Source organism: Methylobacterium sp. 001424705, from assembly GCF_059816145.1.
This window is the reverse complement of the sequence record NZ_JCBANU010000011.1, coordinates 1-14,278: the sequence shown is the minus strand read 5'-3', so window position 1 is coordinate 14,278 and position 14,278 is coordinate 1. Positions and strand designations below refer to the sequence as shown.

Genomic DNA, 14,278 nt, shown 5'->3' with positions numbered 1-14,278 from the left:
GCGGACGGTGGGACGGTCCCGCCGAAGGGCCCGCCTCAGAGCAGGCCCTGCGCCTTGGCGAGGGCCACGAGGTCGTGCTGGGGCCGGGCGCCGATGTGCTGGATCACCTCTGCGGCGGCGAGCGCCCCGAGGCGGGCGCTGTCGCGGTGATCGAGGCCGCGGGCATGGCCGGCGAGGAAGCCCGCCGCGAACAGGTCGCCCGCGCCCGTGGTGTCGACGAGCTCGTGGACCGGCGACGCGGATACGGCCTGCACGGCGCCCCCCTGGATCACGAGCGCACCGTCCGCCGAGCGGGTGACGAGGCCGAGCAGATCCCGGCCGCGGGCCGCGCTCTCCTCGCGCAGGGCGCGGATCGCGGCCTCGGCGTCGTCGGTCTCGTAGAGGCTCTGCAGCTCGCCGATATTCGCGAACAGGATGTCGATGCTGCCGTCGCGGATCAGGCCCAGGAACTCCTCCCGGTAGCGCCCGACGCAGAACGCGTCAGACAGGGTGAGGGCGGCGGCGTTTCCGGCGTCGTGGGCGATGGTCACGGCCTTGCGGAACGCGTCCTTGGCGGCCGGCGGGTCCCAGAGGTAGCCCTCGAGGTAGACCACGCGGGCGGCGGCCACGGTGGCCGCGTCGACATCGGCCGGCGACAGGCCCTGGCAGGCGCCGAGATAGGTGTTCATGGTGCGCTCGCCATCGGGCGTCACCAGGATGAAGCAGCGGGCGGTGGCCGGTCCGTCGGTGGCGGCGGCGACGGGGAAGCGGACGCCGGTGGCCTTGAGATCGTGGGCGAAGAGGCCGCCGAGCTCGTCGTCGCGGACCTTGCCGACGAAGCCGGTCTTCGCCCCGAGCATCGCCGCACCCACGGCCGTGTTGGCGCCCGAGCCACCCGACACGATGGTGGCCGGACCCATGGCGGCGAAGAGCGACTCGGCCCGCGCCTCGTCGATCAGCTGCATCGCGCCCTTCGGCACGCCCTGCGCCGCGAGGAAATCCTCCTCGGTGCGGGCGATGAGGTCGACGATGGCGTTGCCGAGAACGAGGAGGTCGAGGGATTCGGGCATCGGGCCGTCCAGTCTGGCGGTGAGCGGAAACTGCGCCGGGCTGTGGCACCGCCCCTGGCGGGGGTCAAGCGACGGCCGCCGCCAATGCGATCACCTGTTCGAAGCGTCACGGCGGAACTCCCCTCGCACCGCCCCGTCATCCCGGGGCCGCGCAGCGGAGGCCGGGATCCAGAACCATAGGTGGTGCAAAACCTTCCGCATTCGGCGTTTCTGGATTCCGGGCTCGCCTGCGGCGCCCCGGAATGACCGCGCACCCTGCGATGTGACCGTGCCGAAGGCGCCGCGCGTTCCTACTGCAGCGTCTTCACCTCGCACTGCGCGTAGTCGCTGCTCGCCTTCACGTAGGCGTTCAGCGCCTTGACGTAGGCTTCCGCCAGGGGTCGGAACGCGGCGGCCTGCTCGTTGTAGGCCTTGATCGCGTCGTTGTAGCTGTAGGCTTCCCAGCCCGGGCAGCCGCCTTTGGCGTCGAGGCAGGCGGGCTTGACCGGCAGCGGGGGCTTGGTCGGACGGGCCGTCGCCGGGGGCGGCTCCGGCAGGGTGCAGGCGGCGCGGGCCGCGTTCATCGACAGCAGGGTGCCGAGGCCGAGGGCCGCAGCCCGCAAGATCCGTGTCCGCATGCGGGTTTTCCCCTCCGTGACGACAGGCGCTACATGCGCGTGCGGTCGCCTCGGAGCAAGTCCGTGCCGGCGGCCGTCAGCGCGCGGCCACGGCCTCCCGTGCCGCTACCTGTGCCGATGCCGGGGCGGGGCGCGGCGCCGGTGCGCGCTTCGGCTTGCCGCGTCCGCTCTTGTCCATCCGCGCCCGGACGGCATTGAGCACCGGCACCGCGAGGCCGAGGGCCAGCACCCACCAGGCCGGCCGGATGGTGTCCGGCACGTCGAGATTGGCCGAGAGGACGAGGCTCGCCGGGATGCCGCTCGCCACGCCGTACCAGGCCGCTTCGAGCAGTGCGGTCACGAGGGCGGCCCCCAGAGCGAGGCCCGCCAGGGTGAGCGGGTTGGTCGGCCACCCGAAGCGCTGCATGGCGCGGTGACCCATCAGCAGCAGGAAGGCGCCGGTCCAGAAGACCGGATCGGACACGTCGATCTTGGCCTGCAGGTAGTAGTGGATCAGGCCCAGGATCGCGATGAGGTAGACGGACTTGTGAAGGCGCGGCCAAGCCTTGCCGAGGCGCCGGATCATCCCGTCCGTGGAGGTGACGCCGAGCACCACGAGGCCGAGAAGCGCCACGAAGCCGATGGTGAGATAGATCCGCGACGCGATCTCGGTGACGACCTTGGTCAGCACGAAGTTCTGGTCGACGACGTAGAGCAACAGGTGGATCAGCCCGTAGGCCAGCACCGTCAGGCCAAGCATGCGCCGGACCAGGATGAGCTTCGGCGCGTGGGCGATGCGGCGCAGGGGCGTCACCGCCAGCGACAGCATGAGGAAGCGCACCGCCCACTCGCCGGTACCATGAAGCAGCGCCGTGATGGGCTTCGCCCCGAGGGCATCGGCCGCGTAGGCGCCGGCGAGCCACAGGCCCGGGGCCAGGGCGAACAGGAAGGTGGCGAGCTTCAGGCCGGAGACGCGTCCGGCGCGGTCGCGCCAGGGCGCGGAGAAGGCGGGCAGGGCTGGCATGGCGATCCAGGATCGGGGAAGCGGTTGAATCGAAAGATAGGGGCCGGGGAGGATCCGTGAGGCGGCGCGGGGTCGCAGCCGGCCCCGACGAGCCACCGGGGCGTCGGGGTGTCGCGATGTATTCGCTCGGCGGCCGCGGGGGTTACAGGCCTGTGCAGAGCTTCGGGCAGCCCGGAACCTTGGCCGGTGCTGCGACGGTTGACGATTGCTATAAGCCGACGCCGCGCCAACGCTCACGAAGCCCCCCATGCCCGCAGACAGCCCCGCCGACAGCCTCGAGACCATGACCGCCGAGACGGCGCGGACCGAGCACGCGGACCTCTCCGAACGGATCGCCGAGGCCGATCGGCTCTATCACCAGGAGGATGCGCCTGAGATCACGGATGCGGCGTACGACGCCCTGCGCCGGCGCCTGGAGCAGATCGAGGCACGGTTTCCGGATCTCGCCGGAACGGGGGCCGCCAGCGCTTCGGTGGGCGCCAAGCCCTCCGAGAAATTCGCCAAGGTGCGCCACGCGGTGCCGATGCTCTCGCTGGGCAACGCCTTCGCGGACGAGGAGGTGGCGGAGTTCGTGGCCCGCGTCCGGCGCTTCCTGAACTGGCCGGAGGGCGATCCCCTGGCCTTCACCGCCGAGCCGAAGATCGACGGCCTCTCCCTGGCCCTGCGCTACGAGGACGGGCGCCTCGTCACGGCGGCGACCCGGGGCGACGGCGAGGTCGGCGAGGACGTCACGGCCAATGCCCGCACGGTGTCGGACATCCCGCAGCGGCTCGCCGGGACGGACGTGCCGCCGGTCTGCGAGGTGCGCGGCGAGGTCTATCTCAGCCACGCGGATTTCGCCGCCATCAACGCGCGCCAGGAAGCCGCCGGGAAGGCCCTGTTCGCCAACCCCCGCAACGCGGCGGCCGGGTCGCTGCGCCAGCTCGACCCCGAGATCACCCGTTCGCGCCCGCTCAAGTTCTTCGCCTATGCCTGGGGCGAGGTGGTGCCGGCGTTCGACGGCACGCAGCACGGGGTGCTGGCGCGGTTTTCGGACTGGGGCCTGCCGGTCAACGACCGGACGAAGCTCTGTGCCGATTCGGACGCGATGATCGCGCATTACCGGAGCATCGAGGCCGAGCGCGCCGACCTCGGCTACGACATCGACGGCGTCGTCTACAAGGTCGACGACCTCGCCCTGCAGCGCCGCCTCGGCTTCGTCTCCCGCTCGCCCCGCTGGGCGCTCGCCCACAAGTTCGCCGCGCAGAAGGCGCTCACGGTGGTCGAGGACATCGAGATCAATGTCGGGCGCACCGGCTCCCTGAATCCGCTGGCCAAGCTGCGTCCGGTCACGGTGGGCGGCGTCGTGGTGTCGAACGCTACCCTGCACAACGAGGGTTACGTCCAGGGCGTCGGGGCCGACGGCGAGCCGATCCGCGACGGGCGCGACATCCGGGTCGGCGACACCGTCGTGGTGCAGCGGGCCGGAGACGTGATCCCGAAGGTGATGGACGTGGTGCTGGAGAAGCGCCCGGCCGGGTCGAAGCCCTACGCCTTCCCGACCCACTGTCCCGCCTGTGGCAGCCGGGCGGTGCGCGAGATCAACCCGCGCACGGGCAAGCCCGACGCCGTGCGCCGCTGCACCGGGGGCTTGATCTGCCCGGCGCAGGGAGTCGAGCGCCTGAAGCACTTCGTCTCCCGCAACGGTTTCGACCTCGAGGGCTTCGGCCAGACCTATATCGAGGTCTTGTTCGAGGCCGGGCTGGTGCGCCAGCCCGCCGACCTGTTCCGCCTCGACTTCGCGCCGCTCAAGGCCGCCATCGTGGCGCGGCGCGAGGCGCTCTCCGCCGAGCGCCGGGCGGAGGGCACCCCCGCCCCGAAGAAGCCGACCAAGAAGAAGGGCGAGGAGGAGGACAAGGCGATCAAGAACCTCCTCGCCTCGGTGGAGGATCGCCGCAGCCTGCCCCTCAACCGCTTCCTCTTCGCCCTCGGCATTCCGGAGATCGGCGAATCCACCGCCAAGGCCCTGGCCAAGCGCTTTCCCGACATGCCCGCCCTGATGGCGGGCGTCGCCGCCGCGGCGGGCGACCAGGCCGGAGCGGACTGGATCGAACTCTCCGCCCTGTCCCGCATCGGACCGACCACCCGCGACCGCCTGCTGGAGCTGGGCTATCCCCGCGCGGGTGGCGAGCCGGAGGCCGGAGAGGACGAGGAGGCGGAGACCCAGCCGCAGGGGCGGGTGCGCCTGTCGGCCCCCCAGCGCGCCAGCCTCCTGAGCCATTACGGTGACGCGGACGCCATCGTGGCGGCCCTCGCGCGGGCGGCCGAGCAGCGCCCGGGGGATGCCTATCGCCACTTCGCCGACGACGGCGAGATCGGCCCGGTGGCGACCGATTCGCTCATCGCCTTCTTCGCCGAACCGCACAACGACGCGGCGGTCCGGGCCCTGCTCGCCGAAGTGAAGACCGAGCCGATGGCGGCCCCGGCCACTGCCACGGCCTTCGCGGGCAAGACGGTGGTGTTCACCGGCAGCCTCGAGCGGATGACCCGGTCCGAGGCCAAGGCCACCGCCGAGCGCCTGGGCGCCAAGGTCTCGGGTTCGGTCTCGGCCAAGACCGACCTCGTCGTGGCCGGGCCGGGCGCGGGTTCCAAGCTGACGGACGCCCAGAAGCACGGCGTCGAGGTCGTCAGCGAGGAGACATGGCTGGCGCTCGTCGCCGGCGCTTGAGCCGGGATTCGCGGGCGCCTAGACTCGGGGGTGCCCGCATCCGCGGGCGCTTGGCCGCGTCCGGCCGGGACAGGGCCCCGCGATTTCCGCATGACCGTCATCGCCCTCGACTTCGAGACCGCCAACGAGCGGCGCGACAGCGCCTGTGCCGTCGGGCTCGCCTGGATCGCCGGCGGCCGGGTGGTCCGACGCGAATCCCGGCTGATCCGCCCGCCGGAGCTGCGCTTCTCGCCGGGCAACATCCGGGTCCACGGAATTCTGCCGGCGGACGTGCGCGGCCAGCCGGACTTCCCCACCGTGATGGCGGAGTTCCTGCCCGACCTCGCCTCCGGGCTGATCCTCGCGCACAATGCCGGCTTCGACCTCGGGGTGCTGCGGGCCTCCCTGGCCGCGCATGGGCACCGGCCCCCGGCCTTCGCCTATCTCTGCACCCTGCAGATCGCCCGGCGGGTGTTTCCGGCGGAGGAGGGCTGCGGCCTCGGCAAGGTGGCGGCGCGCCTCGGCATCCGCTTCGCGCACCACGATGCGGGCGAGGACGCCTATGCCTGCGCGGAGATCGCCCTGGCAGCCGTGCGGGAGACCGGCGCGCCGGACGTGCCCGGGCTGTCGCAGGCGCTGCGCCTGCCGATCACCACGGTCCCGGCGGGTCCCGATCTCGCCCTGCCTCCGCGCGGCCGGCCTGGCTCCCTGACCGAGCGGGCCCGCCTCGCCGCGGGCGCCCGTCCGGCCTCGGCGCCGGGCCTGCACTTCGCGGTGCGGGGTAGCAGCGGCAACCGCTACGCCGTGACCCTGGAGGATCGCACCGGCGGGCCTCACCTGCGCTGCACCTGCATGGCGGGCCGCTACGGCACACGGTGCCGCCACGTGAAGGCGCTGCTCGCCGGCGACATCACCGACCTGCTCTCAAGCAACCACGACGACGTCGCGGTGCTGCGGGTCCGGATGACGGCTGCGTCGGTGGGGTGAGGCGGTCGCCGCCGCACCCGTCGTGAGGTCCGCCCGGAGTCGCGCCGGGCGGCGACCCCGCCTTACGCCGCCTTCTTCGCCGCCGCGTCGCCGTAGAACGTGCCGCCGCGGGCAGCCATGTCGAGGAGGTTCTGCGGCACGGCGAAGCGCGGCCCGTGCTTGGCTTCCAGCCCCTGCGCCAGCGTCACGAAGGCCTGGGCGCCCATGAAGTCGATGTAGGACAGGGCGCCGCCCGTGAAGGGGGCGAACCCGAAGCCCAGGATCGAGCCCACATCCGCCTCGCGCGGATCGGTGACCACGCCCTCGCCGACGGTGCGGGCGGCTTCCAGGGCCTGCACCACGAGAAGGCGCTGCTTCAGTTCCGAGAAGTCGACCGCGTCCGGATCGATTCGGGTCGCCTGCAGGGCGGCGAGGCCCGGCCACAGGCGCTTGGGCGCGCCCTCGGGGTAATCGTAGAACCCCTTCCGGTTCTTGCGGCCGAGCCGACCCTCGCCCTCGACGAGGGTGGTGAGCAGCGCCTTCTGCGCCGGGTCGATGCCGTCGGCCCCGAGCTGCTCCTCCGTCGCCTTGACGATCTTCAGGGCGAGGTCGACCGCGACCTCGTCGGTCAGGGAGAGCGGGCCGACCGGCATACCCGCCTGGCGGCCGGCATTCTCGATCATCGCCGCCGGGATGCCCTCGTTGAGCATCTTGTGGCCCTCGAGCAGGTAGGCGCCGACGCAGCGGTTGGCGAAGAACCCGCGCGCATCGTTGACGACGATCGGGGTCTTCTTGATCGCACGGACGTAGTCCAGGGCGGTGGCCAGCGCCGCGTCGCCGGTCTGGTCGCCCCTGATGATCTCGACCAGCATCATCTTCTCCACCGGCGAGAAGAAGTGGATGCCGACGAACTGTTCCGGCCGGGCCGAGGTCTTGGCGAGCCCGGTGATCGGCAGCGTGGAGGTGTTGGAGGCGAAGATCGTCTCCGGCCGGATCACGGCCTCGACCTTGGCGATGACCTCGGCCTTCACCGCCGGGTCCTCGAACACCGCCTCGATCACGAGGTCGCAGGCGGCGAGGTCGGCGTAGTCGGCGCTGGTGCGGATGCGGGCGAGGAGGGCATCGCGGTCGGCGGTCTTGGCCCGGCCCTTGTTGATCTGGTCGGTGACGAGCTTGTGGGCGTAGGCCTTGCCCTTCTCGGCCGCCTCCACCGACTGGTCGACGAGGACGACCTCCATCCCCGCCTGGGCGGTGACGTAGGCGACGCCCGCGCCCATGAAGCCCGCGCCGACGACGCCGACGCGGCCGACCTGGGTGGCCGGCACGCCCTTCGGGCGGCGCGCGCCCTTGTTCAACTCGCCCATGGAGAGGAACAGCGTCCGGATCATCGCGGCCGCCTCCTTGGTCCGCAGGATGTGGGCGAAGTACCGGCTCTCGACGCGCAGGGCCTGGTCCATCGGCAGCTGCAGACCCTCGTAGACGGAGGCCAGGATCGCCTTGGCGGCAGGGTAGTTGTCGTGCGTCTCGCGCCGGTAGATGGCGTTGGCCGGCGGCCAGATCATCATCCCGGCAGGCGAGTAGACCTTGCCGGAGGGCGCCTTGAACTTCGGCTGGTCCCAGGGCGCGACGGCCGAGCCGCCGGCGGCGATCCAGGCCTTGGCCTTGGCGACGATCTCGTCCTTGGCCGCGACCTCCTGGGCGAGGCCCATATTGCGGGCCATCAGCGGACGGATCTGCTCGCCCTTGAACAGCATCTGCAGGGCGTCGCCGGTCTGCATCAGGCGCGCGACGCGCTGGGTGCCGCCGCCGCCCGGGAACAGGCCGACCTTGATCTCGGGCAGGCCGACGCGGGTCTTCGGATCGTCGGACAGCACCCGGTAGTGGCAGGCGAGGGCGAGCTCGAAGGCCCCGCCGAGGCAGATGCCGTTCACCGCCGCCGCGAAGGGCTTGCCGCAGGTCTCGAGCTTGCGGAAGACGAGGCTGAGCTTGCGCGACTCCGCGAAGAAGTGGCGCATCGCCTCTTCCTCGCCGCGCTCGGCCTTCAGGGCCTCGTAGGCGCGGCCGAGGCCCTGGAGCATCGTCAGGTCGGCGCCGCCCGAGAAGTTGTCCTTACCCGAGACGATGACGCAGCCTTTGATGGCGGGATCCGCCACGACGGCGTCCACCACCTGGCTCAGCTCGTCCATCACCGCGTCGGTGAAGACGTTCATGGAGCGGCCGGGCATGTCCCAGGTCGCCAATGCGATCCCGTCGGCGTCGGTTTCCAGTCGGAAGTTGGTGAGATTCATCGCTGATCCTCGAATGTGCGGCGGGTGAGCGGCTTCGGTGGGCGTGCTTAAGCTCTTGTCAAAACTTGCAGTGGCATCTCGAATTGCCGGGGGGCATGTTGCTGCGACAGGACAAGACCATGACTGCTCGGATCGGCTGCCAGGGCTGCCGCGAGGGAGCCGAACTCGACTTCACGTTCACGATGGCGTTCCAGCCGATTCTCGACCTCGCCGCCCAGCGCGTCTGGGGGTACGAGGCCCTCGTGCGTGGCCCGGGGGGTGAATCCGCCGCCTCGATCCTCGGCCGCGTGACGCCCGAGACCGTCTACCGGTTCGACCAGGCGGCGCGGGTCAAGGCGATCGAGCTCGCCGGCCGGCTGTTTCCCACCGACGACGCGACCCGTCTGTCGATCAACTTCATGCCGAACGCCGTCTACGAACCGGCGGCCTGCATCCGCTCGTCCCTGGAGGCGGCCCGCAAGGCGGGGTTCGCTCACGACCGGATCATGTTCGAGTTCACCGAGAACGAGAAGTTCCGCGACACCGCCCACGTCTCGCGCATCGTCGCCGAGTATCGCCGCCAGGGCTTCCTGACCGCCCTGGACGATTTCGGCGCGGGCTTCGCCGGCCTCAGCCTGCTGGCGAACTTCCAGCCCGACCTCATCAAGATCGACATGGATCTGCTGCGCGGCATCGACACCGACCAGCGTCGTCAGATCATCGTGGCGGGCATCATCGGCATCGCCCGCTCCCTGGACATCGCGGTGATCGCCGAGGGCGTCGAGACGGCGTCCGAGCTGGACACCCTGCGCGACCTCGGTGCGAACCTGTTCCAGGGCTACCACTTCGCCAAGCCCCACCTGGAGGCGCTGCCCCCGGTCCGCGGCTTCCCGGTGGCCGGCTCTCCGGCGGGCGGGTTCCCCCGCGCGCATGTGGCGTGAGCCGGCCATCGGGATCCCCGCCGGTCCGCCTCAGCGCGCCGGCATCGGCATCGGCGCACCGGGGGCACCCGCCGCACCGTTGGCCGCGGAATCGCCGGCCGAGGCGATCGCCAGCATGTTCAGGAGCTTGGTCACCGAGGCCTGCGAGATCGTGGTCACGGTGGAGGCTGGATCGGCATTGACCGCCTGGAACTTCTGGTAGGTCTTGTCGCCGTAGATTTCGGTGAGGTGCTTCAGTTCGTCGAGGCTGAACTTCTCGGCATAGGCCTTCGACAGGCCGTCGAGCATCGTCTCGCGCTGCTTGTCGAACTCGGCGCGGATCTCCTTGCGCACGGCCTCGGCCTTGTCCTCCTTCATCGGCGCCACGGTCTTCTCGAGGGCGCCCGTGAAGCCGACCTCCAGGTTCTTGATCGTGGTCTTCTGCACCAGGTCCTTGGCGACGGCGATGCGCTCGGCGGCATCGTCGGCGCGGGCGGCCATCGGCAGGCAGAGGGCCGTGGTCAGGCAGAGGGTGGCGAGCAGGCGCGTCATCGTGGCGTGTCCTCAGAGATTCTTGTCGTGAGCCCGGCGCCGGGTGGCGGCGGGCGCCGCCCTCTACCCCACTTGGCCCGCGTTTGGGAGGCGGCGCAGGCTCACACCCGTTCGATGATGGTGGCGGTGCCCATACCGGCGCCGATGCACAGGGTCACCAGGGCGCGCTCCTTGCCGGTGCGCTCCAATTCGTCGAGCACGGTGCCGAGGATCATCGCGCCGGTGGCGCCCAGCGGATGGCCCATGGCGATGGCGCCGCCGCAGACGTTGATCCGGGCCGGGTCCACGTCGAAGGCCTGCTGGAAGCGCAGCACCACCGCGGCGAAGGCCTCGTTGACCTCGAACAGGTCGATGTCGGACAGGCTCATGCCGGCCCGCGCCAGGACCTTCCGCGTCACGTCCACCGGGCCGGTGAGCATGAGGGCCGGGTCCGAGCCGATATTGGCGAAGGCGCGGATGCGGGCGCGGGGCTTCAGGCCCGCGGCGCTGCCGGCCTCGCGCGATCCGATCAGCACGGCGGCGGCCCCATCGACGATGCCCGACGAGTTGCCGGCGTGGTGGACGTGGTTGACGGTCTCGACGTCCGGATGGGCGTCGATCGCCACGGCGTCGAAGCCGCCCATCTGGCCCATCTGGACGAAGGAGGCCTTGAGCTGGCCAAGCGACTGCATGTCGGTGGCGGGCCGCATGTGCTCGTCGTTAGCCAGGAGCGTGATGCCGTTGATGTCGCGCACCGGCACGACCGCGTCGGCGAAGCGGCCCTCGGCCCAGGCGGCGGCCGAGCGCTTCTGCGATTCGACCGCGTAGGCGTCGCAATCGTCGCGGCTGAAGCCGTATTTCGAGGCGATGAGGTCGGCCGACACGCCCTGGGGCATGAAGTACGACTTGATCGCGATGGCGGGATCCACGGGCCAGGCGCCGCCGGAGGCGCCGAGGCCGACGCGGCTCATGGATTCGACGCCGCCGCCCACCGTCAAGTCGTGCTGCCCGGCCATCACCTGCGCGGCGGCGAAGTTCACCGCGTCGAGGCCCGAGGCGCAGAAGCGGTTGATCTGCACGCCCGGCACGTGCGTGCCGTAATCGGCCACCAGGGCGGCGGCCCGGGCGATGTCGCCGCCGGCCTCGCCCACCGGATCGACGCAGCCGAGCACTACGTCGTCGACGCGGCGCGTGTCGAGGTCGTTGCGCTCCTTGAGGGCGCGGAGCGCCACCTCGGCGAGGCGCAGGGCCGTCACCTCGTGCAGCGACCCATCGGGCTTGCCGCGGCCCCGCGGGGTGCGGACGTGGTCGTAGATGAAGGCCTCGGGCATGCGCGTTTCCCTGTTGTCCGCCCGTTCGGGGCGACGGCGTTCAAAAATCCGGTCCGGATCCGTCAGTCCGGGGCCGCGACGCGGAGCCCGGAAGCCAGAACCGCAGGTCGTGGCGAGGTCGCCCGCGCCGGCGGTTCCGGATTCCGGGTTCGCCCTATGGGCGCCCCGGACCGACGCGGCGTCTTCGGATCGCGGTCGTCCCGGTCTAAAACGCCTCGGCGCCGAGCGCCATCGTCGTCTCGGCGCCGGCCTTGATCCGCACCAGCCGGGTCGCGGTCTCGGGCAGCATCCGCTCCATGTAGAAGCGGCCCACCACCAGCTTGGCGGCCATGGCGTCCGAGGCGGCTTCGGCCTGGCGGGCCAGGGCGGCGTTGGCGATGCGCGCCCACATGTAGCCCATGGCTACGAGGCCGAGGAGGTGCATGTAGTCGGTGGCGCCGGCCCCCGCATTGTCGGGTTTCGTGAAGGCGTTCTGCATGAACCACATGGTGGCGCCCTGCAGGTCGTTGAGCCCGGCCTGGAGGGGGACGACGTAGGGCGTCATGCCCTCGTCCTCGCCGTGGTCCTTGAGGAAGGTCTGCACCTCGCCGAGGAAGCTCATCATGGCCCGGCCGCCGTCCTTGGGCAGCTTGCGCCCGATGAGGTCCATGGCCTGGATGCCATTGGCGCCCTCGTAGATCATCGCGATGCGGGCATCGCGCACGAATTGCGACATGCCCCATTCCTCGATGTAGCCGTGGCCGCCGAACATCTGCTGGGCCTCGACCGCGTTGGCGAAGCCCCGGTCGGTCAGCACGCCCTTCACCACCGGGGTCATCAGGCCCATGTGGTCCTCGGCCGCCTGCCGTTCGGTCGCGTCGTCGGACCGGTGGCCGATATCCGCCTGGAGGGCGGTCCAGAGCACGAGGGCGCGGGCGGCCTCGTTGAAGGCGCGGATGCCCATCAGGGTCCGGCGCACGTCGGGATGGACGATGATCGGGTCGGCGGCCTTCTCGGGCGCCTTGGCGCCGGTGAGGGCGCGGCCCTGGAGCCGGTCCTTCGCGTAGGCGACGGCGTTCTGGTAGGCGACCTCGGATTGTCCGAGACCCTGGACGCCCACCGCGAGGCGGGCCTCGTTCATCATCACGAACATCGCGTTCAGGCCGCGATTCTCCTGCCCGACGAGCCAGCCCTTCGCCCCGTCGTAGTTCATCACGCAGGTGGAATTGCCGTGGATGCCCATCTTGTGCTCGAGGGAGCCGCAGGAGACGGGATTGCGTGCGCCCAGCGAGCCGTCGGCGTTCACCAGGACCTTCGGCACCACGAAGAGCGAGATGCCCTTGGTGCCGGCCGGCGCGCCCTCGATGCGGGCGATGACGAGGTGGATGATGTTCTCGGAGAGGTCGTGCTCGCCGGCCGAGATGAAGATCTTGGTGCCGGTCAGGCTGTAGGAGCCGTCGCCGTTGGGCACCGCCTTGGTCTTGAGGAGGCCGAGATCCGTGCCGCAATGGGGCTCGGTCAGGTTCATGGTGCCGGTCCAGGCCCCTTCCACCATCTTCGGCAGGTAGAGCGCCTTCTGCTCTTCCGACCCGTGCACCAGGAGGGCCGCCATCGCGCCCTGGGTCAGGCCGGGATACATGCCGAGGGCGAGGTTGGCCCCGGAGGCGAATTCCTGGATCGCGGTGTTCAGGGTGTGCGGCAGGGCCTGCCCGCCATAGGCCTCGGGCATCGACAGGCCCATCCAGCCGCCGCCCGCATAGGCGTCGTAGGCGGCCTTGAAGCCCTGCGGGGTCGTGACGCTCCCGTCCGGATGCCGGGTGCAGCCTTCCCGATCGCCGACGGCGTTCAGGGGGGCCAGGACGGTCTCGGCGAGCTTGGCGCCCTCGTTGAGCACCGCCTCCATCACGTCGGGAGAGGCGTCCGAGAAGCCGCGCAGGTTGTCGCAGCGGTGGAACCCGAGCACGTCGTTCAGCAGGAACAGGACGTCCTCGACCGGTGCCTTGTAGCTGGGCATCGCGCATCATCTCCCGGAAACGGTTGCGTTCCTGGTCGGACTTCCGGCCGCCGGCGCACCTGATGGTTCACATATAAACTAATCCGCGGCGGACGAAAGGGGGGCGCGCGGGGTGCCAACGGGAATCGGTCATCCGCCACCAATCGGTCAGGTCTTAACCGCCTGTTTACCAAGACTACCAAATGTCGGGGCGGACGGATCTGCCGTTAACCCCTCCCTCGCTTTTCGTGTGGCGGGGGGCGCTCGCGGATCGAACCATGGACTTCGCCGGGTCAGGTTGGACGATGACACGCAACGCGACGCTCGACCTCGAAGGCTTCGATCCGGACGTTCTCGAAGCGGCACGGGATGTCGCCCGCCGCGCCGGCATTCCGGTCGAGACGTGGATCGCCTCCATCGTCGATCCCCGGGCGCTCGCGGACAAGGCTGAACCCGAATCACGGAGCGCGCACCCGCAGCCGGCCCCGGTCGCACCGGCCGAGCCGACCCCCGTCGCCGCCGCACCGGCGCCGGTCGAGGTCCGGCCTTCGAGCGCCGCGCCCACCGGGTCGACCGGCAAGAACGCGGCCCTCACCGAGATGATGCGTCGCCTGGACGGCATCGACCAGCGCATCGGCGCCGAGGCGCCCGTGCCGCCGGCGCCCACCGCCCCGAAGGTCGAGCCGGCCAGCCCGCCGCCCTCCGAGATGGCCCAGCGGCTCGCGGAGATCGAGCGCCGGATGACGGAGATCGGCGCGCAACTGGCTGCGCCCCGTCCCCTCGGCCGCCGCGGCCGCCCGGTCGTGACCGAGATCCGCGACGCGGTCACGGAGATTCGCCAGCGCCAGCGCGAACTGGACGGTACGCCCGCCGCGCCCGCCGCGCCGGCATTCCGGTCGAGACGTGGATCGCCTCCATCGTCGATCCCCGGGCGCT

The 14,278-nt window shown here is 71.0% G+C and carries 10 protein-coding genes and 1 pseudogene; 4 read left to right on the top strand and 7 right to left on the bottom strand.

The annotated features are described in order from the left end of the window. Positions 1–35: 35 nt before the first annotated feature. From AC6EUL_RS10240 to msrQ, 3 genes are all read right to left on the bottom strand, one after another. Entirely contained in the window at positions 36–1,049 is a 1,014-nt protein-coding gene (locus tag AC6EUL_RS10240) for an adenosine kinase (RefSeq protein WP_056217114.1), read from the bottom strand. 290 nt (positions 1,050–1,339) lie between these two features. Then, entirely contained in the window at positions 1,340–1,666 is a 327-nt protein-coding gene (locus AC6EUL_RS10235) for a hypothetical protein (RefSeq protein WP_056217117.1), read from the bottom strand. A 76-nt stretch (positions 1,667–1,742) separates the two neighbouring features. After that, positions 1,743–2,669: a protein-methionine-sulfoxide reductase heme-binding subunit MsrQ gene (gene msrQ / locus AC6EUL_RS10230; RefSeq protein ID WP_499870010.1), complete on the bottom strand. Its 927-nt coding sequence runs from the start codon at positions 2,667–2,669 to the stop codon at positions 1,743–1,745. A gap of 247 nt (positions 2,670–2,916) precedes the next feature. Between msrQ and ligA the strand changes: the two genes are divergently transcribed. Both ligA and AC6EUL_RS10220 read left to right on the top strand, forming a co-directional pair. Beyond that, positions 2,917–5,376 carry an NAD-dependent DNA ligase LigA gene (ligA, locus tag AC6EUL_RS10225; RefSeq protein ID WP_499870009.1) on the top strand — a complete coding sequence of 820 codons (2,460 nt, stop codon included), beginning with the start codon at positions 2,917–2,919 and terminating at the stop codon, positions 5,374–5,376. A gap of 90 nt (positions 5,377–5,466) precedes the next feature. Beyond that, positions 5,467–6,342, top strand: a complete 876-nt coding sequence (locus AC6EUL_RS10220) for a 3'-5' exonuclease (protein WP_056350406.1) — start codon at positions 5,467–5,469, stop codon at positions 6,340–6,342. 62 nt (positions 6,343–6,404) lie between these two features. Here the strand turns inward: AC6EUL_RS10220 and AC6EUL_RS10215 are convergent, their stop codons facing one another. After that, positions 6,405–8,609: a 3-hydroxyacyl-CoA dehydrogenase NAD-binding domain-containing protein gene (locus AC6EUL_RS10215; RefSeq protein WP_499870008.1), complete on the bottom strand. Its 2,205-nt coding sequence runs from the start codon at positions 8,607–8,609 to the stop codon at positions 6,405–6,407. Positions 8,610–8,728: 119 nt separating this feature from the next. Between AC6EUL_RS10215 and AC6EUL_RS10210 the strand changes: the two genes are divergently transcribed. After that, positions 8,729–9,529 carry an EAL domain-containing protein gene (locus tag AC6EUL_RS10210; RefSeq protein ID WP_056217457.1) on the top strand — a complete coding sequence of 267 codons (801 nt, stop codon included), beginning with the start codon at positions 8,729–8,731 and terminating at the stop codon, positions 9,527–9,529. A gap of 30 nt (positions 9,530–9,559) precedes the next feature. On the opposite strand, the gene AC6EUL_RS10205 is transcribed toward AC6EUL_RS10210, so the two are convergent. From AC6EUL_RS10205 to AC6EUL_RS10195, 3 genes are all read right to left on the bottom strand, one after another. Further along, the gene (locus AC6EUL_RS10205; RefSeq protein WP_056217132.1) at positions 9,560–10,060 is read right to left on the bottom strand and encodes a DUF2059 domain-containing protein; all 501 of its coding nucleotides are present in this window, start codon (positions 10,058–10,060) and stop codon (positions 9,560–9,562) included. Between the two features lie 101 nt (positions 10,061–10,161). After that, positions 10,162–11,370: an acetyl-CoA C-acetyltransferase gene (locus tag AC6EUL_RS10200; protein WP_499870007.1), complete on the bottom strand. Its 1,209-nt coding sequence runs from the start codon at positions 11,368–11,370 to the stop codon at positions 10,162–10,164. Between the two features lie 205 nt (positions 11,371–11,575). After that, positions 11,576–13,363: an acyl-CoA dehydrogenase C-terminal domain-containing protein gene (locus AC6EUL_RS10195; protein ID WP_499870006.1), complete on the bottom strand. Its 1,788-nt coding sequence runs from the start codon at positions 13,361–13,363 to the stop codon at positions 11,576–11,578. Positions 13,364–13,647: 284 nt separating this feature from the next. Between AC6EUL_RS10195 and AC6EUL_RS10190 the strand changes: the two are divergent. Next, positions 13,648–14,278 (top strand): annotated as a pseudogene (locus tag AC6EUL_RS10190) (hypothetical protein); the annotation flags it as partial.

What these genes read in the sequence shown, in the direction of transcription:
- AC6EUL_RS10240 (WP_056217114.1), bottom strand. Translation starts at nt 1,049, where the DNA reads ATGCCCGAATCCCTCGACCTCCTCGTTCTCGGCAACGCCATCGTCGAC.
- AC6EUL_RS10205 (WP_056217132.1), bottom strand. Translation starts at nt 10,060, where the DNA reads ATGACGCGCCTGCTCGCCACCCTCTGCCTGACCACGGCCCTCTGCCTG.
- AC6EUL_RS10235 (WP_056217117.1), bottom strand. Translation starts at nt 1,666, where the DNA reads ATGCGGACACGGATCTTGCGGGCTGCGGCCCTCGGCCTCGGCACCCTG.
- msrQ (WP_499870010.1), bottom strand. Translation starts at nt 2,669, where the DNA reads ATGCCAGCCCTGCCCGCCTTCTCCGCGCCCTGGCGCGACCGCGCCGGA.
- AC6EUL_RS10210 (WP_056217457.1), top strand. Translation starts at nt 8,729, where the DNA reads ATGACTGCTCGGATCGGCTGCCAGGGCTGCCGCGAGGGAGCCGAACTC.
- AC6EUL_RS10195 (WP_499870006.1), bottom strand. Translation starts at nt 13,363, where the DNA reads ATGCCCAGCTACAAGGCACCGGTCGAGGACGTCCTGTTCCTGCTGAAC.
- ligA (WP_499870009.1), top strand. Translation starts at nt 2,917, where the DNA reads ATGCCCGCAGACAGCCCCGCCGACAGCCTCGAGACCATGACCGCCGAG.
- AC6EUL_RS10200 (WP_499870007.1), bottom strand. Translation starts at nt 11,370, where the DNA reads ATGCCCGAGGCCTTCATCTACGACCACGTCCGCACCCCGCGGGGCCGC.
- AC6EUL_RS10215 (WP_499870008.1), bottom strand. Translation starts at nt 8,609, where the DNA reads ATGAATCTCACCAACTTCCGACTGGAAACCGACGCCGACGGGATCGCA.
- AC6EUL_RS10220 (WP_056350406.1), top strand. Translation starts at nt 5,467, where the DNA reads ATGACCGTCATCGCCCTCGACTTCGAGACCGCCAACGAGCGGCGCGAC.